Annotated in this window: 18 protein-coding genes; 4 read left to right on the top strand and 14 right to left on the bottom strand. The window is 68.4% G+C overall.

From position 1 onward, the window contains the following. Positions 1-179 precede the first annotated feature (179 nt). The 6 genes from ASF16_RS03340 to ASF16_RS03315 all read right to left on the bottom strand — a co-directional run bounded on the left by ASF16_RS03340 (position 180) and on the right by ASF16_RS03315 (position 5,532). A complete protein-coding gene (locus ASF16_RS03340) occupies positions 180-1,841 on the bottom strand; it encodes an MFS transporter (protein ID WP_056162734.1) in 1,662 nt (553 codons plus the stop codon). A 172-nt stretch (positions 1,842-2,013) separates the two neighbouring features. Next, positions 2,014-2,667: a 2-hydroxychromene-2-carboxylate isomerase gene (locus tag ASF16_RS03335; protein ID WP_056162731.1), complete on the bottom strand. Its 654-nt coding sequence runs from the start codon at positions 2,665-2,667 to the stop codon at positions 2,014-2,016. Beyond that, positions 2,664-2,957: a DUF1289 domain-containing protein gene (locus tag ASF16_RS03330; protein WP_056162728.1), complete on the bottom strand. Its 294-nt coding sequence runs from the start codon at positions 2,955-2,957 to the stop codon at positions 2,664-2,666. Before ASF16_RS03330 ends, ASF16_RS03335 begins: the two co-directional genes overlap by 4 nt. Beyond that, the gene (locus ASF16_RS03325; RefSeq protein ID WP_056162998.1) at positions 2,954-3,481 is read right to left on the bottom strand and encodes a YbaK/EbsC family protein; all 528 of its coding nucleotides are present in this window, start codon (positions 3,479-3,481) and stop codon (positions 2,954-2,956) included. The genes ASF16_RS03330 and ASF16_RS03325 overlap by 4 nt, the downstream gene beginning before the upstream one ends. A 26-nt stretch (positions 3,482-3,507) precedes the next feature. Beyond that, positions 3,508-4,416 (bottom strand): hydroxymethylglutaryl-CoA lyase, encoded by a 909-nt coding sequence (locus tag ASF16_RS03320; RefSeq protein WP_056162725.1) that lies wholly within the window; start codon positions 4,414-4,416, stop codon positions 3,508-3,510. A gap of 204 nt (positions 4,417-4,620) precedes the next feature. Further along, on the bottom strand, positions 4,621-5,532 hold the full coding sequence (locus ASF16_RS03315) for a LysR family transcriptional regulator (RefSeq protein ID WP_010466723.1): 912 nt from the start codon (positions 5,530-5,532) through the stop codon (positions 4,621-4,623). Positions 5,533-5,620: 88 nt separating this feature from the next. On the opposite strand from ASF16_RS03315, the gene ASF16_RS03310 reads away from it, so the two are divergent. The 3 genes from ASF16_RS03310 (at position 5,621) to ASF16_RS03300 (ending at position 8,601) form a co-directional block, all read left to right on the top strand. Next, positions 5,621-6,601, top strand: a complete 981-nt coding sequence (locus ASF16_RS03310) for a 3-hydroxyacyl-CoA dehydrogenase family protein (RefSeq protein ID WP_056162722.1) — start codon at positions 5,621-5,623, stop codon at positions 6,599-6,601. Then, positions 6,598-7,461 carry a 3-keto-5-aminohexanoate cleavage protein gene (locus tag ASF16_RS03305; RefSeq protein WP_056162719.1) on the top strand — a complete coding sequence of 288 codons (864 nt, stop codon included), beginning with the start codon at positions 6,598-6,600 and terminating at the stop codon, positions 7,459-7,461. The genes ASF16_RS03310 and ASF16_RS03305 overlap by 4 nt, the downstream gene beginning before the upstream one ends. Positions 7,462-7,548: 87 nt before the next feature. Next, complete coding sequence (locus tag ASF16_RS03300) at positions 7,549-8,601, top strand: tripartite tricarboxylate transporter substrate binding protein (protein WP_056162716.1); 1,053 nt, start codon at positions 7,549-7,551, stop codon at positions 8,599-8,601. Positions 8,602-8,710: 109 nt separating this feature from the next. Here ASF16_RS03300 and ASF16_RS03295 read toward each other — a convergent pair whose 3' ends face one another. From ASF16_RS03295 to ASF16_RS03260, 8 genes are all read right to left on the bottom strand, one after another. Further along, positions 8,711-9,169 (bottom strand): DUF3592 domain-containing protein, encoded by a 459-nt coding sequence (locus ASF16_RS03295; RefSeq protein WP_056162714.1) that lies wholly within the window; start codon positions 9,167-9,169, stop codon positions 8,711-8,713. Between the two features lie 42 nt (positions 9,170-9,211). Next, positions 9,212-10,132: a glyoxylate/hydroxypyruvate reductase A gene (locus ASF16_RS03290; RefSeq protein WP_056162712.1), complete on the bottom strand. Its 921-nt coding sequence runs from the start codon at positions 10,130-10,132 to the stop codon at positions 9,212-9,214. A gap of 424 nt (positions 10,133-10,556) precedes the next feature. After that, positions 10,557-12,593 carry an acetyl/propionyl/methylcrotonyl-CoA carboxylase subunit alpha gene (locus tag ASF16_RS03285; protein ID WP_056162995.1) on the bottom strand — a complete coding sequence of 679 codons (2,037 nt, stop codon included), beginning with the start codon at positions 12,591-12,593 and terminating at the stop codon, positions 10,557-10,559. A gap of 115 nt (positions 12,594-12,708) precedes the next feature. Then, positions 12,709-13,428: a DUF4126 domain-containing protein gene (locus ASF16_RS03280; protein WP_056162709.1), complete on the bottom strand. Its 720-nt coding sequence runs from the start codon at positions 13,426-13,428 to the stop codon at positions 12,709-12,711. Positions 13,429-13,447: 19 nt separating this feature from the next. Further along, complete coding sequence (locus ASF16_RS03275; RefSeq protein WP_056162706.1) at positions 13,448-14,233, bottom strand: enoyl-CoA hydratase/isomerase family protein; 786 nt, start codon at positions 14,231-14,233, stop codon at positions 13,448-13,450. Further along, a complete protein-coding gene (locus ASF16_RS03270) occupies positions 14,230-14,739 on the bottom strand; it encodes a DinB family protein (protein ID WP_056162703.1) in 510 nt (169 codons plus the stop codon). Before ASF16_RS03270 ends, ASF16_RS03275 begins: the two co-directional genes overlap by 4 nt. 17 nt (positions 14,740-14,756) lie before the next feature. Then, positions 14,757-16,361, bottom strand: a complete 1,605-nt coding sequence (locus tag ASF16_RS03265; protein ID WP_056162700.1) for a carboxyl transferase domain-containing protein — start codon at positions 16,359-16,361, stop codon at positions 14,757-14,759. A 168-nt stretch (positions 16,362-16,529) separates the two neighbouring features. Further along, positions 16,530-18,266: an AMP-binding protein gene (locus tag ASF16_RS03260; protein WP_056162697.1), complete on the bottom strand. Its 1,737-nt coding sequence runs from the start codon at positions 18,264-18,266 to the stop codon at positions 16,530-16,532. A 164-nt stretch (positions 18,267-18,430) separates the two neighbouring features. Here ASF16_RS03260 and ASF16_RS03255 point away from each other — a divergent pair, with 164 nt between their 5' ends. Further along, positions 18,431-19,513, top strand: coding sequence for an AraC family transcriptional regulator (locus ASF16_RS03255; protein WP_056162694.1), 1,083 nt, complete (start codon positions 18,431-18,433; stop codon positions 19,511-19,513). The last annotated feature ends 116 nt before the right edge of the window (positions 19,514-19,629 follow it).

The raw sequence follows: 19,629 nt of genomic DNA, 5'->3' as shown, positions 1-19,629 counted from the left end.
TTCCCGCGGGCGGGTGGGGGTTTGGGTTTGAGTTTGGGTTTGTTCAATCAAGGAGCCTGGGCGCTGCGTTGTAGGTTGTGCTGTGTGGCACAAGCCCCTTGATGGAACACAGGGCCCGTCCCTTGCGGGCGGGCCCTGTGCACCCGTCAATTCATGACGATCTTCTTCATCAGCACCGGTCAGTCGTTGGCGTAGATGTCGACGTCCTTGGTTTCCTTGATGAACAGGCCACCGATCACCACCGTCGCGCCGGCAATGATGATGGGGTACCACAAACCGTTGTACATGTTGCCGGTCTGGGCCACGATGGCGAACGCCGTGGTGGGCAGCAGGCCGCCGAACCAGCCGTTACCGATGTGGTACGGCAGGGACATGGACGTGTAGCGGATGCGGGTCGGGAACATTTCCACCAGCATGGCGGCGATAGGCCCGTACACCATGGTCACCAGCAGCACCAGGTAAGTCAGGATCACAACGACCATGACCTTGTCGATGCGGGCAGGGTCTGCCTTGGTGGGGTAGCCGGCAGCCTTCAGGGCATCGGCCACGGCCTTCTTGAACTCGCCGTCCTTCTTCTTGGCTTCGTCAGCGGGCAGGCCCTTGCTGGTGTAAGACGTGATGACCGTCTCGCCAATCTTGATCGTGGCGGGCGTGCCGGCAGCGGCCGTGGCGTTCTCATAGCTCACCGAAGCGCCAGCCAGCACCTGCTTGGCGATGTCGCACGAGCTGGTGAACTTGGTGGTGCCGGTGGGGTTGAACTGGAACGAGCACTCGTCGGGGTTGGCCGTCACGACCACCTGGTTCTTGGCCTGCGCTTCGGCCAGGGCGGGGTTGGCCGCCTTGGTCAGCGCGCCGAACACCGGGAAGTACGTCACCGCAGCCAGCAGGCAGCCTGCCAGGATGATCGGCTTGCGGCCGATCTTGTCGGACAGCGCACCGAACACGATGAAGAACGGCGTGCCGATCAACAGCGAGATCGCGACGAAGATGTTGGCGGTGGCGCCATCGACCTTGAGCGCTTGCGTCAGGAAGAACAGCGCGTAGAACTGGCCCGAGTACCAGACCACGGCCTGGCCGGCGGTCAGGCCCACCAGTGCCAGGATCACGATCTTGAGGTTCTTCCACTCGCCGAACGATTCCTTGAGCGGCGCCTTGGAGGTCTTGCCCTCGGCCTTCATCTTCTGGAATGCAGGCGACTCGTTCATCGACAGGCGGATCCAGACCGAAATGGCCAACAGCAGGATCGACACGATGAACGGAATGCGCCAGCCCCAGTCGCCAAAGGCTTCTTCGCCCATGACCGTGCGGGTACCCAGGATGACCATCAGCGACAGGAACAGACCCAGCGTGGCGGTGGTCTGGATCCAGGCCGTGTAGGCGCCGCGACGGCCGTGCGGAGCATGCTCTGCCACGTAGGTGGCGGCACCGCCGTATTCACCGCCCAGGGCCAGGCCTTGCAGCAGGCGCAGCACGATCAGGATGACCGGAGCGGCCACACCGATCTGCGCATACGTGGGCAGGATGCCGACGATGAAGGTCGACAGGCCCATGATCAGGATGGTGACCAGGAAGGTGTACTTGCGGCCGATCATGTCGCCCAGGCGGCCGAAGAAGATGGCGCCGAACGGACGGACGATGAAGCCCGCGGCAAACGCCAGCAGCGCGAAGATGAACGCCGAGCCGGCATCCAGACCGCTGAAGAACTGCTTGGCGATGATGGCCGCGAGCGAGCCGTACAGATAAAAGTCGTACCACTCGAAAACAGTGCCGAGCGACGACGCGAAGATGACCTTCCTCTCTTCGGGCGACATCGGCCGCGGTGCGGGATGAACGGTTGCCATGTGTGTGTCTCCTGTTGGTTTTGCAGACCGCGCTCTGGCGGGCTGTACGCATTCTTGGAGATGGCACTGACCACGCTCTGACGCCAAACCAACACGAGCTTTCACCAAACTGACCGCTCTCTGACAACTTAGGGTGAAACCCGCAGGGCCCCTTTCAGCATCCGGAAATCGCTCACGCCTTGCCGGGTAAACCCGATGGGAGCTGGCTGACAGCATCCCAGCCCGGACCGTCGAACCACGCATCGCCATCGAGGTACGCGCGCAGCATCGGCAGGCCGTCGAGCCCCCAGAACAGCTTGCCGTCCACCTCGAACGCCGGCACGCCAAAAACGCCCGCCGCCTGCGCGGCTTCGGTGTTGGCGCGCAGCAGGGCTTTGGGGCTGTCGCTGGCCGCATCCTCGCCGGGACGCAGCTGGTCCGCGAGCTGCGTGGCCAGGTCGGCCAGGCGCGCGGCATCGAGCGCGTCGTGCCCGCCCTGCCACACGTGGCGCAGCACCGTGCCCGCCACGAAGCGATTGATGTGCCCGTCGTCGCTGCACGCCAGCGCCGTGCGCAGCAGGGGCAGCGGGTTGAACGGGTGCCGCGCGGGCATCTGCAGCAGCGTGCCCTGCGCATGGCCCAGCCAGGTCACGTGGCGGTAGGTCCAGTCGCGCTTGGGGGCGATGCCGGCGGGGCCCGGGTTGGCATGCTGCTGCAGCAGCGCGCCCAGCAGCACGGGCTTGTAGGCCACGCTGTAGCTCAGGCCCTCCAGCACCTCGGGCAGGCGCTCGAACGCGAGCCAGGCGTAGGGGGAGACGAAGTCGAGGTAGAACGTGATGCGCTTCATGGCGTCGTTTCCTGCGCGGAGGGTGTGGACTGCGGGGGCGGCGCTGTCAGCGTGATCCCGGCACGCCCCAGCAACCCGGCCCAGATGCGGCGGCGCGTGTCGCTATCGGCACCGGACCAGATACGGATCTCGTCGAGCGTGCGAAAGCAGCCTTCGCAGTGCGTGTGGTCGAGCGACAGGCGGCACACCGAGATGCAAGGAGACGGCACGACTTCTTGACTCTTTGAATCAAAATAGCCGCTACCGCTTGCCTGCCGGGCGCGAATAGCTAGTAAATCTATAGCATTCATGCCGCGTGCAGTGCGCTGGCTTCCACAGGCGCCTGCACCACGTCCACCACGGGTGCGCCCGTCAGCCGCTGCAGGTCGCTGGGGTGCAGCGGGAACACGCTGTGCGGGTGCCCAGCCGCGGCCCACACCACGTCGAAGCGCAGCAGGTCCTGGTCGATGAGCGTGACGGGCGGCGTGGCGTGCGCCACGGGCGAGACGCCGCCGATGGAAAAGCCGGTGCGCGACTTCACGAAGTCGGCATCGGCCCGGCCGATCTTGCCACCCACATGGGCCTCGACCTTTTTCTCGTCCACGCGCCTGTCGCCCGAGGTGACCACCAGCACGGCCACGTCGTCGCTCTTGCGCCGAAAGATGATGCTCTTGGCCACCTGCCCCACCAGGATGCCCAGCGCGTCGGCCGCCTGCTGCGCGGTGCGCGCGGCGTCGTCCAGCATCTGCGGCATGTGGGGGTGGTTCAAGGTCTGCAGCGCTGCAGCCACGCGCTGCACGCCCTCGGGAAGGTTCTTCAGTTCAGCTCCACACACGGTCGTCATCTCCTGCGCCGATGGCGCTATCCCGCGCGTTTCGTCAGCAATGCATTCGCCGCGCGGGAGTTGGGTTTTCGGTTCAGGAACCCACTGATGTAGGCCCCCGCATCGATGAGCTTATCAAGATCGATGCCCGTCTCGATGCCCATGCCGTGCAGCATGTAGACCACGTCCTCCGTCGCCACGTTGCCGGTGGCCCCTTTGGCGTAGGGGCAGCCGCCCAGGCCGGCCACGGACGACTGGTAGTTCCACACCCCCAGCTCCAGCGCGGCCAGCGTGTTGGACAGCGCCTGGCCGTAGGTGTCGTGAAAGTGGCCCGACACATCGTCGATGCCGAAATGCTTCAGCGTGGCTTCGAGCGCACGCTGCACCTTGCGCGGCGTGCCCACGCCGATGGTGTCGGCCACGTCCACGCGCTGCACGCCGATGCCCTTGAGCAGGCCGGCGAGGTACTCCACGCGCTCGGGGGCGATCTCGCCCTCGTACGGGCAGCCCACGGTGCAGCTCATCGCGCCGCGCACGCCGATGCCCGCCGCCAGCGCCGCCTCGACCACGGGCGCGAATCGCTCGATGCTCTCGGCGATGGAGCAGTTGATGTTCTTCTGGCTGAACGCCTCGCTGGCCGAGCCGAAGACCACGATCTCGTCAGGCCGGTCCGCCACCGCGGCTTCATAGCCCTTGAGGTTGGGCGTGAGCACCGAGTAACGCACGCCAGCCACGCGGTTCACGCCCTGCATGACCTCGTGGTTGTCGGCCATCTGCGGCACCCACTTGGGGCTCACGTAGCTCGTGACCTCGATCTCTTTGAGGCCCGCGTCCTGCAGGCGGTGCACCAGCGCGATCTTGACCTCGGCGGGCACGGGCGATTTCTCGTTCTGCAGCCCGTCGCGCGGGCCGACATCGATGAGTTTGACGCGGGAAGGAATGCTCATGGTGGGGCTACCTGAAAAAAAGGACGTGGAGCGGTGCGGGCCTGGGCCGGCACCCGCAGCGCGCTGTGCGCGAGGCCCGACAGCAGGGTCGGGGTGGGGGCCGGGCGGACGCCTCCCATTGTCCGGGCTTCGGCGGTGCGGCACCACCTCATATCCTGCCAGACCACTCTCCGCTCGTGCCATTGCGGCACCCCGGCGCAGCCACTACGCACCAGCCCCTTCGTCCATCTCCTGGCGCAGCAGCGCCACCATCTGCACCGCCGCCAGCGACAGGCGCCGCCCCCGCAGCGTCACGAGGCCGATGGGCCGGCGCAGCGACGGCTGCTTGAGCGGCCGGGTCACCACCTCGGGCCGGCGCACCACCTGCGCGGCCAGCTCGGGCAGCGCGCTCACGCCCAGCTGCGCGGCCACCATGGCCGCGATGGTGGCCAGGTGCTCCACCTCGTAGCGCGGCGCAAAGCGGATGCGGTGCGTGAGCAGCGCCTCGTCGGCGTACTGGCGCACGCTGGTGCCGGCGGGCATGGAGATGTGCGGCAGGTCTGCCACATCGGCCCAGGCCAGCGCACCGCGGCCGCGCGCCAGCGGGTGGGCGCGGGCCAGCAGCAGCACGAAGCGGTCGGACGACAGCGGGGTGTAGTCGAGGTCGGCATACGCGGGGTTGGCGGCGGTGAGCGCGAAGTCCACGCGCCCTGCGCGCACCATGTCGAACGCCGGGCCCGCCAGGCTGTCGAACAGCTCCAGGTGCACGCCCGGGTGCCCCGCCGCAAACCGCGCGAACGCGCGGGGCACCACCCCCGCCGCCAGCGACGGCAGCGCCGCCAGCGCGAGCCGCCCCACCTGCACCTGCGCCACGGCCTGCACGCGGCGCACCGTCTCATCCATCTGGTGGCGTAGAAAGCGGGCCTGCTCGGCAAACACCTCGCCCGCCTGCGTGAGCTGCACCGTGCGCGTGGTGCGATCGAACAGGCGCGCGCCCAGCATCTCTTCGAGCCGCGCGAGCGTGCCCGACACCGCCGACTGCGACAGGTGCATCTGCAGCGCGGTGCGCCGAAAGCTCAGCGTGTCGGCCAGCGCCAGGAACACATCGACCTCGCGGGCCGACCAATTGATCTTCATGGCCGATCAGTCTATCGAAAAATACGTCTGGACCGCGCAATGCGGCCTGCCTAGACTGCACCGCAAGACAACACAAGGAGACAACAGCATGGACATCTGTTCGCCGCGCAATGCACGCACGGTGGTCGTGGGCGGGGGCACCATGGGTGCGGACGTGGCCGTGGTCCTGGCCCGTGGCGGCGCCCGGGTCACGGTGGTGGACCCGCACACCGCGCGGCGCGACCTGCTCTTGCCGCACATTGCCGCCGAGCTCGACGCCGCCGGCCTGGCCGCGGGCGCAGGCCCTGTGGAGGTGTGCGCCAGCCTGCAGGACGTGGCCTGGGACGGCGTGGTGCTGGTGGTCGAATGCATCACCGAGCAACTGGCCGCCAAGCAGCATCTGTTTGGCGAGCTGGTGGCCCTGGCGCCGGCCAGCGCGGTGCTGGCCAGCAACAGCTCGGGCTTTCCGATCAGCGCCATTGCGCACGGCCTGCCCACCGCGCAGCGCATGCTGGGCCTGCACTTCTTCATGCCGGCGCACCTGGTGCCGCTGGTGGAAGTGGTGCTGGGCGAGCGCAGCGACCCCACGCTGGGCCAGTGGCTGCACGGCTTCATGCGGCGCTGCGGCAGCGTGCCGGTGCTGGTGAAAAAGGACAAGCCGGGCTTTCTGGCCAACCGCATGCAACATGCGCTGTCGCGCGAGGCCTTTGCGCTCATCGACGAAGGCATCGCGTCGCCCGAAGACGTGGACGCCGCCGTGCGCTTTGGCTTCGGCTTTCGCTTTCTGGCCGCAGGCCCGGTGCTGCAGCGCGACCACGCGGGCATCGAGGTGCACTGCGCGGCTGCGGCCACCATGTACCCCACGCTGTCCAACACCAACGTGCCCGCCCAGGCGCTGCGCGACCGCGTGGCCAACGGCGAGCTGGGCATGAAGACCGGCAAGGGCTTCTTCGACTGGCCCGAGGACCGCAAGCGTGCCGAGCGCGCCCGCTACGACGCGCTACTGCGCCAAGGGCTGGCCCTGCTGGCCAGCGAGCTACCCACCATCGAGCCCGCCACTGCGCAGGCTACCCCTGGAGCCGCGCCATGAGCACCCACCCCATGCCCACCGCTGCCAGTGCGCCCAGCCAATGGCCCGATCCGCTGATCGTCACTGTGGCGCCCAACGGCGCGTACAAACTGCCGAGCGACCACCCCGCCGTGCCCACCACACCAGCCACGCTGGCCGCCACCGCCAAGGCCTGCCTGGAGGCGGGCGCGGCCATGATCCACATGCACATCCGCGACGCCCAGGGCCGCCACAGCCTGGACGTGGAGGGCTACCGTGAAGCCCGGCGCGTGGTGCAGCACGCCGTGGGCGATGCGATGGTGGTGCAGATCACCAGCGAAGCGGCAGGCGTGTACCGTGCCCCGGCGCAGATCGCGATGGTCGAGGCGCTGCAGCCCGAGGCCGTGTCCATCGGCCTGCGCGAGATCGACCAGCCCGAGATCGGCGAGCCCGGACTGCAGCGCTTCTTCACGGGCCTGGTGCAGCGCCGCTGCATGGTGCAGGTCATCCTGTACGACGTGGCCGACCTGCGCCGCTGGCAGGCGCTGCGCGCCAGCGGCGTGGTGCCGGATGCGCCGTGGTTTTTGCTTTTCGTGCTGGGCCGCTACAGCGCGGGCCAGACATCGAGCCCGCGGGACCTGCTGCCCTTTCTGGCCGCCCACGACGGGCCCGAACCCTGGGCCGTGTGCGCGTTCGGCGCCGCCGAGAACACCTGCATCACCGCCTCCGCGGCCTTCGGCGGGCATGCCCGCGTGGGCTTTGAGAACAACCTGCTGCGCAAGGACGGCAGCACCGCGCCGGACAACGCGGCCCTGGTGCGCCAGGCGGTCGAGGCCGCGGCCGCGCTGGGGCGACCGCTGGCCACGGCGCAGGGCATTCGCCAGCGGTTCGGCGCAGGCTGAGCCCTCGCCCGGCTCTGCACTTCCTCAGCACCCATCAAACCCATCAGCCCGCGCCAGACGGGCCTTCATCCATCCGCAGGAGACACCATGCAACAACACCCCACCGCCCACGCCCCCGTACCCCAGGCCCGACGGGCCACGCGGCGCACGGCCATCCGCCTGGCGCTTGCCGTGCCCGCCACCTGGGGCCTGGCCCTGGGCACGGCAGGCCACGCCGTGGCCCAGACGGCCCCGGCCGCCTTCCCCACCAAGACCATCCGCTTCGTGGTGCCCTACCCGCCCGGCGGTCCCACCGACCTGATGGCGCGCATGCTGCAGCCCGAGCTGCAAAGCCGGCTGGGCGTGACCGTGGTGGTGGACAACAAGGGCGGCGCGGGCGGCAACTCCGGCAGTGCCGAGGTGGCCAAGCAGGCGCCCGCCGACGGCCACACCCTGCTGCTGGCCGCCAGCGGCCCGATGGCGGTGAACCCGTCGCTGTACGCCAGCATGCCGTTCAACCCACTGACCGACCTGGTGCCCGTGGTGCAGCTGTCGGCCTTTCCGCTGGTGCTGGAGGTGCACCCCTCGCTGGGCGTGAAGACCCTGCCGGAGCTGATGGCCCTGGCCAAGGCGGGCAAGCCGGTGCTGAGCTTTGCATCGGCCGGCAATGGCACGCCGCAGCACCTGGCGGGCGAGCTGTTCAACACCATGGCCCACGTGAAGATGGGTCACATCCCGTACCGCGGCGCGGGACCGGCGCTCAACGACCTGCTGGGCGGGCAGGTGAACGTGATGTTCGACATCATGGGTAGCTCGCTGCCGCACATCCAGTCGGGCAAGCTCATCCCGCTGGCGGTCACCTCGGCCGAGCGCGCCAAGGTGCTGCCCAACGTGCCCACCATGGCCGAGGCGGGCGTCTCCGGCTACCAGATCACCGGCTGGCACGGCATCGCCGTGCGTGCGGGCACGCCGCAGTCCATCGTGGACAAGCTCAACGCCACGGTGAATGCGATCTTCAAGGAGCCCGCGTTCCGCGCCAAGTGGGAGGCCATCGGCACGCCGGTGGTGGCAGGCACGGCCGCGGACTTCGGCGCGCTGATCAAATCCGACGCGCAGCGCCTGGGCAAGCTGGTGCGCGATGCGGGCGTGACGATGGATTGACTGAGGCCGCGGGCGTTGCGCGTCGGGTGTTGCGAGGTGCCGTGCACCCCACTGCTGCACGCCATGCTGGCATCTTGCAGGCGCAGGCGCAGGCGGCGCCTGGCGATATCTAGGCGGGAACGCTGGGTCGCAGGCGCAGAAGCAGCCAGCCCGCCGCCATGCCCACGGCGCTGAACAGCAGCCACACAGCGCCCAAGAAAATCTTCAGGGTATTGGAGCTGCTGATCTCAGCCCGCGAAGGGCTATTGGCGGGATAGCGCACGGTGACGGTGTCACCCACCTCGTGCACCGCCTGCAGCTGCCGCACCAGCGAGTCCGTGAACCGCACGGTGCGGCCATCGTTCGCCACAAACTCGACGACGCTTTTCTTGCCATGGGCTTGCCGGCTTGAGGCCCCTGTCACCACGCTTTCGTGCGCCACCACGCGGCCTTTGGCGCTGCGCGTGTCGCCCACCAGATGCAAGCTCGTGGCCAGCAGCCAGCTGGCGGCCACCGCAGTCAGTGCGCCGGGCACCAGCAGCAGCCAGCCGAGAAGGCCGAAAAACCGGCGAAAGGATGTGGAGCGCATGCCTGCGATTGTGGGGGTTGATGCTGCCAACGCACCAGCGGGTCAGTACCCCCGCCCGGGGTCCACGGTGCCTGCCACCGCCTCGCCGCGCTCCATCGCCGCCATCTTGCGCGTGATCTGCGCAATGCTCTCTTCCCGCATGGTACGGGCCGAAGTGTGGGGCGTGGCGGTGATCCGCGGGTGGGTCCAGAACGGGTGCCCGACCGGCAAAGGCTCGGTGCGAAACACATCCAGCGTGGCGCCTGCGATGTGCCCGCTGTCGATCAGCGCCAGCAGATCCTCTTCGACCAGGTGCGCGCCCCGCGCCACGTTGATCACATAGCCGCCCGGCTGCAGGCGCGACAGCGTGTCGCGGTTGATGATGTCCTGCGTGTCGGGCGTGAGCGGCAGCAGGTTGACCAGCACGCGGCTGGCGGCCAGGAAATCGTGAAAGCCCTCTGCGCCGCTGAAGCCGCGCACGCCGTCCACCACCTTGGGAGACCGGCTCCAGCCGTTGACCGGAAAGTCGAAATGCGCCAGCGCCCGCGCCACGCGCTCGCCCAGCACACCGAGGCCCATCACGCCCACCGGAAACTCCGATCGCACCCGCGGCCGGCGAAAGCCCCAGCGGCCGGCGCGCATGTCGCCCTCGTACGCGTCCAGCTCGCGAAAATGGCGCACCACGGCGTGGCACACGTATTCGGCCATCTGCACGGCCATGCCGCCATCGTCGATGCGCACGATCTGGCAGCCCGGCGGCATGCGCAGCTTGAGCAGCGCGTCCACCCCGGCGCCGATGTTGAACAGCGCCCGCAAGGCAGGCTGCTCATCCAGAAACTGCTGGGGCGGCGCCCAGACCACGGCGTAGTCGGCCTGCGGTGCCCCCGGCTGCCACACGCTGATGTGGGCATGGGGCAAGGCAGCGGCAAGCCCCTGCAGCCAGGGCTCGATCTTGGTGTCGGTACAGCAAAGGGTGATGTTCATGCGGTCAAGGGTAACTGCATTGGCGCTGGCTGGGTGTCACCTATGGCCTGCACGGCCTGCGTCAGGGCGCACCCGCTGTGCGACCCGACCCTCCGTTCACCCTGAGCTTGTCGAAGGGCCATCGCATCCGCACCCACACGCCCTGGCTTCGACAGGCTCAGCCCGAACGGTTGGGGGAGGCCGCAGACGCGCAGGAGGCGGGCTGCGGCGGGCAGGGGACGGGCTCCAGCGAGCACGGAACGACATCCCCTCTTGCTGGCTTGCGTTCAACCATTCGAGCATTCGAGCATTCAATCCCGCTCAATACCGTTCGGGCTGAGCTTGTCGAAGCCTTGCGCGGCGCTTCGACAAGCTCAGCGTGAACGGGTTTTTAGGATGAACGGGTTTTTATCGGGGGAAGACCCAGAGGTGACTCGCAAGCGGCTTACGCCGCGACCGCCAGCTTGAGCAGCTCCGCGCCTTCCGTCACCTGGTCCCCGGGCGCATACAGCAGCTCCTGCACCACGCCGTCGGCGGGCGCGGCAATGGTGTGCTCCATCTTCATGGCTTCCATCACCGCCAGCGGCTGGCCCTTGGTGACGGCATCGCCCGCCTTCACCGCGAACGACACCACCTTGCCGGGCATGGGGGCCGTGAGCCGCCCGCCCTCGGCCGCAGCCTCGCCCGCATGCGCCAGCAGGTCAATGGCGGTGATCTGCGTCGCGCCGCGGGGCGTGAACACATGGTCCACCTCGCCCTGGGTGTACACCGCAGCGCGGGTGCGCTGACCGGCGAACTGCAGTTCGATGCCGTTACCCTGCGCGGCGAAGGTCAGCGGACCGGCCACGGCCGCATCGCCCTGTCCTTCCTTCCAGCTTTCCACCGCCAAGTGCAGCGTGCCATCGCGTTCATAGGTGAGCCAGGCCTTGGCGTGCTCGCCGCCGAACTCGAACTCGAAGCGGCGGCGCGTGAGCGCGTGCGAATGAAAGCCGTCGCGGCGGCTGAAGGGGTCTGCGCCTTCGCTGGCGCGCTCGTTCAGGAGGGTCTGCGCCACGGCGGCGGCAGCAGCCAGCGGCAGGCCGACCGGCTCCTGGTGGAACAGCACCGCCTGCTCGCGCGGGATCAGCGCGGTGTCGAGCTGGGCACTGGCAAATGCGCCGGTGCGCGCCACGCGGCGCAGGAACTGCACGTTGGTCGCCAGGCCCACGATGTGCGTCTGCGCCAGGGCCTCGTCGAGCCGCGCCAGCGCCTGCTCGCGCGTGTCGCCGTGCACGATGAGCTTGGCCACCATGGAGTCGTAGAACGGGCTGATCGCATCGCCCTGGCGCACACCGGAGTCCACGCGCACCGCGCCCCTTTCGAACGTCACGCACTCGGGCAGCGCATACACGTTGGGTGCGCCCGTGGCGGGCAGGAAGTTGTTGTCGGGGTTCTCCGCGCAGATGCGGGCCTCGATGGCGTGGCCGGTGATGCGCAGGTCTTGCTGCTTCACCGGCAGCGGTTCACCAGACGCCACACGCAGTTGCCACTCCACCAGGTCCAGGCCGGTGATGGCCTCGGTCACCGGGTGTTCCACCTGAAGGCGGGTGTTCATTTCCATGAAGTAGAACTTCATCTGGTCGGGCCGCTCGTAGCCACCCGGCTGCTCCACGATGAACTCCACCGTGCCGGCGCCCACGTAGTTCACCGCCTTGGCGGCGGCGACGGCGGCCTCGCCCATCTGCTGGCGCAGCGCGGGCGTCATGCCGGGGGCGGGGGCTTCTTCCAGCACCTTCTGGTGGCGGCGCTGCACGGAGCAGTCGCGCTCGAACAGATACACCACGTCGCCGTGCGTGTCGCCGAACACCTGGATCTCGATGTGCCGGGGGCGCTGCACGTACTTTTCGACCAGCACCGCGTCGTCGCCAAAGCTGTTGATCGCCTCGCGCTGGCAGGATGCGAGCGCGGCGGCGAAGTCCTCGCTCTTGTCCACCGCGCGCATGCCTTTGCCGCCACCGCCGGCGCTGGCCTTGATGAGCACGGGGTAGCCGATGCGGTCGGCCTCGCGCTGCAGCAGCGCCGGGTCCTGGTCGCTGCCGTGGTAGCCGGGCACCAGAGGCACGCCCGCTTTTTCCATGAGCTGCTTGGACTCGGCCTTGAGGCCCATGTCCTTGATGGCCGAGGGTGGCGGGCCGATGAAGACCAGGCCTGCTGCCGCGCAGGCGTGGGCGAAGTCTTCGTTCTCGGACAGGAAGCCGTAGCCCGGGTGGATGGCCTGTGCGCCCGTGGCCTGGGCGGCTTCGATGATGCGCTCCCAGCGCAGGTAGCTGTCCTTGGGCGCGCTGCCACCGATGTGCACGGCCTCGTCGCACACGGCCACGTGCTTGGCATTGGCGTCGGCATCGGAGTACACGGCGACGGTCTTCACGCCCAGGCGTTTAGCGGTCGCCGCGACCCGACAAGCGATCTCGCCGCGATTGGCGATCAGGATCTTCTTAAACATGGCGCCCTCCCGCGGCGAGATCGCTTGCGCACGCTGCGCGTGCCACGCAATTTGCAGAAACGTCTGCTGCGCAGCCGTTTTCACCGCGATTGGCAATCAGAATCTTTTTGAACATTTAGGCCACCTTGGCAGAACCAGAAAAGAAAGAAGACAAGCGCCGCACCACGGCGCGCAGAAACTTGAACAGCACCACTAGCAGCAGCACCGACATGGCCACCATCAGCACCAGCGCGATGCCAAAGGCCACCGGGTGCTGCGTGGCCAGCCATACCACGGCCACCACCAGGCCGTCTTCGAAGAAGGACAGCAGCCAGTTGGAGAACGGCTCGGGCGAGGTGTTGGCCGCCGCGCGCGTGGTCATCTTGGTGGCCATCGACGTGGCGGCCAGCGACCCGCCCAGCAAGCCCGCCACCACGCCCATGGTGGCGTTATCGGCGCCGAACACGCCCGCGGCCAGCAGGGCCCCGCCGGGCACGCGGATGACGGTGTGCACGGCGTCCCAGGCACTGTCGATCCACGGGACCTTGTCCGCAAAGAACTCGACCAGCATCAGGCCGCCCGCCACCAGCAGCACCAGCGGGTTCTGCAGCACGTGCAGACCGGGGGGCAAGGGCATCCAGCCCAGGGCCCCCATCCCGCCGACGATGAAGACCACCGCGTACAGACGGAATCCGCTGGCCCAGCCCAGCGCGGCGGCCAGCGCCAGCAGGCTGGGCATGTCGAGCCGCGCGGTGGCCGTGGCCGCCGCATCGCCCACCGCGCGCGCCGTGCCGCCATCCACGTGGAGCCCCAGCGTGTGGAGCCACTGAACGATGTTGAGCCAGAGCTGGTCCATGTTCGTGTGTCCTCAGACGTCAGGCCAGAAGCCATGCCGGTTTGCGTTTGTTCAGGAACGACTGCACGCCTTCCTTGCCCTCGTCGCTGGCGCGGATGTCGGCGATGCCCTGCACGGTGGCGGCGATCAGCCCCGCATTGATCTCGCGCTCGGCCACGTCCAGCACCAGCTTCTTGCAGGCGCGCACGGCGTGGGGGCTGGCGCTGGTCAGGGCCTTGAGCAATTCGTCGACCTTGGCGTCAAGCTGGTCTGCAGACACCACCTCGTGCACGAAGCCGGTGCGCAACGCCTCGGCCGCGCCGAAGCGCTCGGCCGTGAGGAAGTAGCGGTGCGCTGCGCGGGGCCCCATGGCGCGGATCACGTAGGGGCTGATGGTGGCGGGGATGAGGCCGAGCTTCACCTCGCTCAGGCAAAAGCCCGCCGTGTCCACCGCCACCGCCATGTCGCACGCGGCCACCAGGCCCATGCCACCGGCGTACACATCGCCCTGCACACGCGCGATGGTGGGTTTGGGACATTCGTAGATCACGCGCAGCATCTCGGCCAGCTTGCCCGCGTCGGCCACGTTCTCGTCGCGGGTGTAGTCGGCCATGCGGCGCATCCAATTGAGGTTGGCGCCCGCGCAGAACGCGGGGCCCTCTGCGGCCAGCACCACGGCGCGCACGTCGGCGCGCGCGCCCACTTCGGTGAAGGCCGCCGTCAGCTCGGCGATGACCTCGTCGCTGAAGGCGTTGCGGATCTCGGGCTGCGTGAGCGTGATGCGCGCCACGGCGCCGATGTAGGTGATGGACAGGTTCTGGCTCATGGCGTGGGCGGGTTTTGCAGGAAGTAGACAAGGTCCAGCTCGGGGCTGGGCTGGCCCAGGGCGGTCAATGCGGCGGTGATCTGGCCCCGGTGGTGCGTGCCGTGATTGAACACATGCGCCAGCGTGGCGGCAAACGGCAACGATGCCTGCGTGCCCCGCATGGTGGTGTAGTCGAGCGTGCCGTTCCACCGGTCTGCCGGCAACGAGGCGATCAACGGTGCCCAGCGGGCAGCGCCCGCGCGCAAGCGGGCATCGAGTTGCGCGCGGTCGCTCTCCTGCTCGGCGTCCAGCGCCACCTTGGGCGAGGTGCCTTCGGCAAACCGCACAAACCACAGATGGTGTTCGCCCACCAGCAGGTGGTTGAGCGTGCCGTGGATGCTTTTGAAGAATAGGCCCACATCGCGCCGATAGGCCTCTTCAGGCAGCGCCCGCACGGCGTCGAGCAGGCGCGCCGTGGCCCACACGTTGTAGCGTGCGAGCTGTGTGAAGTGGGCGACGGCGTCCATGGCGGCTCCCGGCACGGTCACATGCGGAACAGGCCGAACTTGGTGTCTTCGATGGGCGCATTGCGCGTGGCGGCCAGGCCCAGCGCCAGCACGCGGCGGGTGTCGGCCGGGTCGATCACGCCGTCGTCCCACAGGCGCGCGGTGGCGTAGTAGGGGTGGCCCTGGTCTTCGTACTGGCGGCGGATGGGGGCCTTGAAGGCTTCTTCCTCCTCGGCGCTCCACTGGCCGCCCTTGCCCTCAATGCCGTCGCGCTTGACGGTGGCCAGCACGCCCGCCGCCTGGTCGCCGCCCATGACGCTGATGCGCGCGTTGGGCCACATCCACAAAAAGCGGGGGCTGTACGCGCGGCCGCACATGCCGTAGTTGCCAGCGCCAAAGCTGCCGCCGATGATGATGGTGAACTTGGGGACTGCCGCCGTGGCCACGGCCGTGACCATCTTGGCGCCGTTGCGCGCGATGCCTTCGTTCTCGTACTTGCGGCCGACCATGAAGCCGGTGATGTTCTGCAGGAACACGAGCGGGATCTTGCGCTGGCAGCACAGTTCGATGAAGTGCGCGCCCTTGAGCGCCGACTCGCTGAATAGGATGCCGTTGTTGGCGATGATGCCGACCATCATCCCCTCGATGCGCGCAAAGCCCGTGACCAGCGTGGTGCCGTAGCGGGCCTTGAACTCGTCGAACTCGCTGCCATCGACGATGCGGGCGATGATCTCGCGCACGTCGAAGGGCTTGCGCGTGTCCACCGGGATCACGCCGTAGAGTTCTTCCGCTACAAATTTAGGAGCTTCTGGCGCTTGATCTGCGGGCGCCGGAGCCTTGTTTTTATTCAGATTGCGCACCGCATTGCGGGCCAGCTGCAGCGCATGCAGGTCGTTTTGCGCCAGGTGGTCGGCCACGCCCGACAAGCGCGTGTGCACGTCGCCACCGCCCAGGTCCTCGGCCGTGACGACCTCGCCCGTGGCGGCTTTGACCAGCGGCGGGCCGCCCAGGAAGATGGTGCCCTGGTTCTTGACGATGATGGACTCGTCGCTCATCGCCGGCACGTAGGCGCCGCCCGCCGTGCAGCTGCCCATGACCACGGCGATCTGCGAGATGCCCATGGCGCTCATGTTGGCCTGGTTGAAGAAGATGCGGCCGAAGTGGTCGCGATCTGGAAAGACCTCGTCCTGATTGGGCAGGTTGGCACCGCCCGAGTCCACCAGGTAGATGCAGGTGAGGTGGTTCTGCTGCGCCACTTCCTGCGCGCGCAGGTGCTTCTTGACGGTGAGCGGGTAGTAGGTGCCGCCCTTCACCGTGGCGTCGTTGCACACGATCATGCAGTCCACTCCGCTCACGCGGCCGATGCCGGCAATCAGCCCCGAGCTGGGCGCATCGTTGTTGTACATGTTAAGCGCGGCCAGCGGCGCCAGCTCCAGGAACGGTGTGCCCGGGTCCAGCAGCATCTGCACGCGCTCGCGTGGCAGCAGCTTGCCGCGGGCGGTGTGCTTGGCGCGGGCGGCTTCGCCGCCGCCCTGGGCGACCTTGTCGAGCTGGGCGCGCAGGTCGTCGACCAGCGTGCGCATGGCCGCGGCGTTGGCCAGGAAGTCCGCCGAGCGGGCGTTGAGTTGGGTGTCAAGAATCATGCAGGCTCCGTCGAATGTCGTATGGGTGGTGTGGTGCCACCGGCTGGCCGGTGGCACTGAAGGCCGCGGAGCAGGCCATGCGCGTGCCGCCGTGGAACCGGCTTTGCCGGGCCAGGGGCGGCGTCCCCCTCGGGGGAAGGCGCGAAGCGGCTCAGGGGGGTCATAGGTTCACGCGGTCTTGGCTTCGACCAAACCGAGCTGATCCTTCATCTCATCGCGGATCTTGAACTTCTGGATCTTGCCCGTCACCGTCATCGGAAAGCTGGTGACGAAGCGGATGTAGCGCGGCACCTTGTAGTGCGCGACCTGGCCCTTGCAGAAGGCGCGAATGTCGTCTTCAGTCGGTGTGGTGCCCGGCTTGGCGATGATCCAGGCGCACAGCTCCTCGCCGTACTTGGCATCGGGCACGCCCACCACCTGCACGTCCTGCACCTGTGGGTGGCGGTACAGGAATTCCTCGATCTCGCGCGGGTAGATGTTCTCGCCGCCGCGGATCACCATGTCCTTGATGCGGCCGACGATGTTCACGTAGCCCTCGTCGTCCATGGTGGCCAGGTCGCCGGTGTGCATCCAGCCTTCGGCGTCGATGGCCTCGCGGGTCTTGGCCTCATCCCCCCAGTAGCCGTGCATCACCGAATAGCCCCGGGTGCAGAACTCGCCACGCTGGCCGATGGGCACCACCGCGCCGCTGTCGGGGTCCACGATCTTGACCTCCAGGTGCGGCTGCACCTGGCCCACGGTGGAGACGCGTTTGGCCAGCGGCGTATCGGTGCTGCTCTGGCAGCTGACCGGGCTGGTCTCGGTCATGCCGTAGGCGATGGTGATTTCGCGCAGATTCATCTGCTCCACCACGCGTTTCATGACCTCGGTGGGGCATGGCGAGCCGGCCATGATGCCGGTGCGCAGGGTGGACAGATCGAACTCGGCGAAACGCGGGTGGTCCAGCTCGGCGATGAACATCGTGGGCACGCCGTGCAGGCCGGTGCAGCGCTCGTCCTGCACCGTCTGCAGCACGGTGAGCGGGTCGAACCCGTCGTTGGGGTAGACGATGGTGGCCCCATGCGTGAAGCACGCCAGGTTGCCCAGCACCATGCCGAAGCAGTGGTACAGCGGCACGGGGATGCACAGGCGGTCGTCGGGCGTGAGCTTCATGCATTCGCCGATGAAGAAGCCGTTGTTCAGGATGTTGCGGTGCGTGAGCGTGGCGCCCTTGGGGAAGCCCGTGGTGCCGCTGGTGAACTGGATGTTGATGGGGTCAGTGGCCTTGAGCGTGGCGGCGATCTGCGCCAGGCGCGCATCCTGCGCATCGCCGCGCGCCAGCAGGTCCGAAAACCGCAGCAGCCCGGGCTCGTCGGCGCCCTGCCCCTCCCCGTCGTCGATCCACACCACGGTGTTCAGGTGCGGCAGCTTCACCGCGCCCAGCTGGCCGGGCTGCTGGTGCTGCCACTCGGGCGCCAGCTCGCGCAGCATGCCCACATAGTCGCTGGTCTTGAAGCGCGCCATGCTCACCAGCAGCCGGCAGCCCACCTTGTTGAGGGCGTACTCGACTTCGGACGTGCGGTAGGCCGGGTTGATGTTGACCAGCACCAGGCCCACCTGCGCGGTGGCCAGCTGCATCAGCACCCATTCGGCGTTGTTGTGCGACCAGATGCCCACCCGGTCGCCGGGCACCAGGCCCTGGCCCAGCAGCGCGCTGGCCAGGCGCTGGGCCTCAGCCTGCAGCTGGGCATAGGTGTACCGGCGGCCCTGGTGCACGCTGACCAGCGCCTCGCGGCCGGGCTGGCGGGCCGCCATGTCGGCAAAGAAGCTGCCGATGGTCTGCTCGATCAGCGGGACGCCGGCGGCGCCACGGGCGTGGCTGCCGGTGAGGGGTGCTGGCGCTGCAGCGGTGGCGGGGCTCGTCATCCTTGTGTCTCCTTGCGGGGCCTGCGCGGTCCATGTGGCGACAAGCGGCGGCAGGCGGTGGCGCCCGTGGACCGGGCTGCGATCCGTAAGCATAGAAGCGCCAACCCGCCCCGGGTTGCCACAATGGTTGCAAATCGTGCCACGCCTGGGGCACACTGGCCCGCGTGAAATCCCTTGCACCGACCCCTGAGCCCGCCTGGCAGGCCTTGCCCCCCACCGCCGCCCCAGCGGTCACGCCGATCGCGTTCGTACGGGCCATCGTACTGGCGTACGAGCAGCGCGGCCTGCGCCCCGACCAGGCCCTGGCGCAGGCACAGATTGCGCCGCAGCTGCTGCACGACGACCAGGCGCGCATCACGGCCTGGCAGATGGAGCGCATCTCGGACGCCGCCATGCAGGAGCTGGACGACGAGGCCCTGGGCTGGTTCAGCCGCCGCCTGCCCTGGGGCAGCTACGGCATGCTGGCACGCGCATCGATCAGCTCGCCGCACCTGGGCGTGGCGTTGGCGCGCTGGTGCCGGCACCACGGCCTGCTGGCGGACGACATCGCACTGCACCTGACCACCGAGGGCGACACCGCCACGCTGCGCATCACCGAGGCGCGCGACCTGGGTGCGCTGCGCGAGTTCTGCCTGGTGTCGGTGCTGCGCAATGCGCACGGACTGGCCTGCTGGCTGGTGGACTCGCGCATACCGCTGACCGCGGCGGAGTTTGCCTTTGCCGCGCCGCCGCATGCCGATGCCTATGCGGTGCTGTTCCGCGGCCCGGTGGCCTTTGGCGCGGCGCAGACGGCGATCCACTTCGATGCGCGCTACTTGAGCCTGCCGCTGCGGCGCGACGAGTCCGCGTTGCGGCAGATGCTGCAGCACGCGCTGCCGCTCACGGTGCTGCAGTACCGGCGCGACCGCCTGCTGGTGCAGCGCGTGCGGCAACTGCTGGGCGCCACAGTGGCAGGGCACGCCGCGCCCGCGCTGGCACAGCACAGTGCCGAGTCGCTGGCCGCGCTGCTGCACGTGTCGCCGCGCACCCTGCACCGCCAGCTCAAGGAAGAAGGCGCCACGCTGCAGGGCCTGAAGGACGAGGTGCGCCAAAGCCGCGCGGTGGACCTGCTGCACCGCACCGACCGCCCCATCAAGCAAGTGGCCGAGGCGGCGGGCTTCGTCAACGAAAAGAGCTTCATCCGCGCGTTCCGCAGCTGGACGGGGCACTCGCCCGCGGAGTTTCGCCGGCAGTCCCGCGATGCCTGACACCAGTTGGGCGGACGCGGTGCTCGGCATGATGTGCACCCTGCGTGGCACCTGTCCGACAGCCCTGGCGGCGGTGCGCCACTAAACTGCAGTCCACTTGTTCGCCCGACCACTGC

Source organism: Acidovorax sp. Leaf78, assembly GCF_001422735.1.
Lineage (GTDB): Bacteria > Pseudomonadota > Gammaproteobacteria > Burkholderiales > Burkholderiaceae_C > Acidovorax.
The sequence above is the reverse complement of the archived record's forward strand: the minus strand, read 5'-3'. Positions and strand labels throughout refer to the sequence as shown.

Bases quoted from the DNA above. Each gene is read 5' to 3' on its own strand.
- ASF16_RS03340 (WP_056162734.1), bottom strand. From the start codon at position 1,841: ATGGCAACCGTTCATCCCGCACCGCGGCCGATGTCGCCCGAAGAGAGG.
- ASF16_RS03335 (WP_056162731.1), bottom strand. From the start codon at position 2,667: ATGAAGCGCATCACGTTCTACCTCGACTTCGTCTCCCCCTACGCCTGG.
- ASF16_RS03330 (WP_056162728.1), bottom strand. From the start codon at position 2,957: ATGAATGCTATAGATTTACTAGCTATTCGCGCCCGGCAGGCAAGCGGT.
- ASF16_RS03320 (WP_056162725.1), bottom strand. From the start codon at position 4,416: ATGAGCATTCCTTCCCGCGTCAAACTCATCGATGTCGGCCCGCGCGAC.
- ASF16_RS03315 (WP_010466723.1), bottom strand. From the start codon at position 5,532: ATGAAGATCAATTGGTCGGCCCGCGAGGTCGATGTGTTCCTGGCGCTG.
- ASF16_RS03310 (WP_056162722.1), top strand. From the start codon at position 5,621: ATGGACATCTGTTCGCCGCGCAATGCACGCACGGTGGTCGTGGGCGGG.
- ASF16_RS03305 (WP_056162719.1), top strand. From the start codon at position 6,598: ATGAGCACCCACCCCATGCCCACCGCTGCCAGTGCGCCCAGCCAATGG.
- ASF16_RS03300 (WP_056162716.1), top strand. From the start codon at position 7,549: ATGCAACAACACCCCACCGCCCACGCCCCCGTACCCCAGGCCCGACGG.
- ASF16_RS03295 (WP_056162714.1), bottom strand. From the start codon at position 9,169: ATGCGCTCCACATCCTTTCGCCGGTTTTTCGGCCTTCTCGGCTGGCTG.
- ASF16_RS03290 (WP_056162712.1), bottom strand. From the start codon at position 10,132: ATGAACATCACCCTTTGCTGTACCGACACCAAGATCGAGCCCTGGCTG.
- ASF16_RS03285 (WP_056162995.1), bottom strand. From the start codon at position 12,593: ATGTTTAAGAAGATCCTGATCGCCAATCGCGGCGAGATCGCTTGTCGG.
- ASF16_RS03280 (WP_056162709.1), bottom strand. From the start codon at position 13,428: ATGGACCAGCTCTGGCTCAACATCGTTCAGTGGCTCCACACGCTGGGG.
- ASF16_RS03275 (WP_056162706.1), bottom strand. From the start codon at position 14,233: ATGAGCCAGAACCTGTCCATCACCTACATCGGCGCCGTGGCGCGCATC.
- ASF16_RS03270 (WP_056162703.1), bottom strand. From the start codon at position 14,739: ATGGACGCCGTCGCCCACTTCACACAGCTCGCACGCTACAACGTGTGG.
- ASF16_RS03265 (WP_056162700.1), bottom strand. From the start codon at position 16,361: ATGATTCTTGACACCCAACTCAACGCCCGCTCGGCGGACTTCCTGGCC.
- ASF16_RS03260 (WP_056162697.1), bottom strand. From the start codon at position 18,266: ATGACGAGCCCCGCCACCGCTGCAGCGCCAGCACCCCTCACCGGCAGC.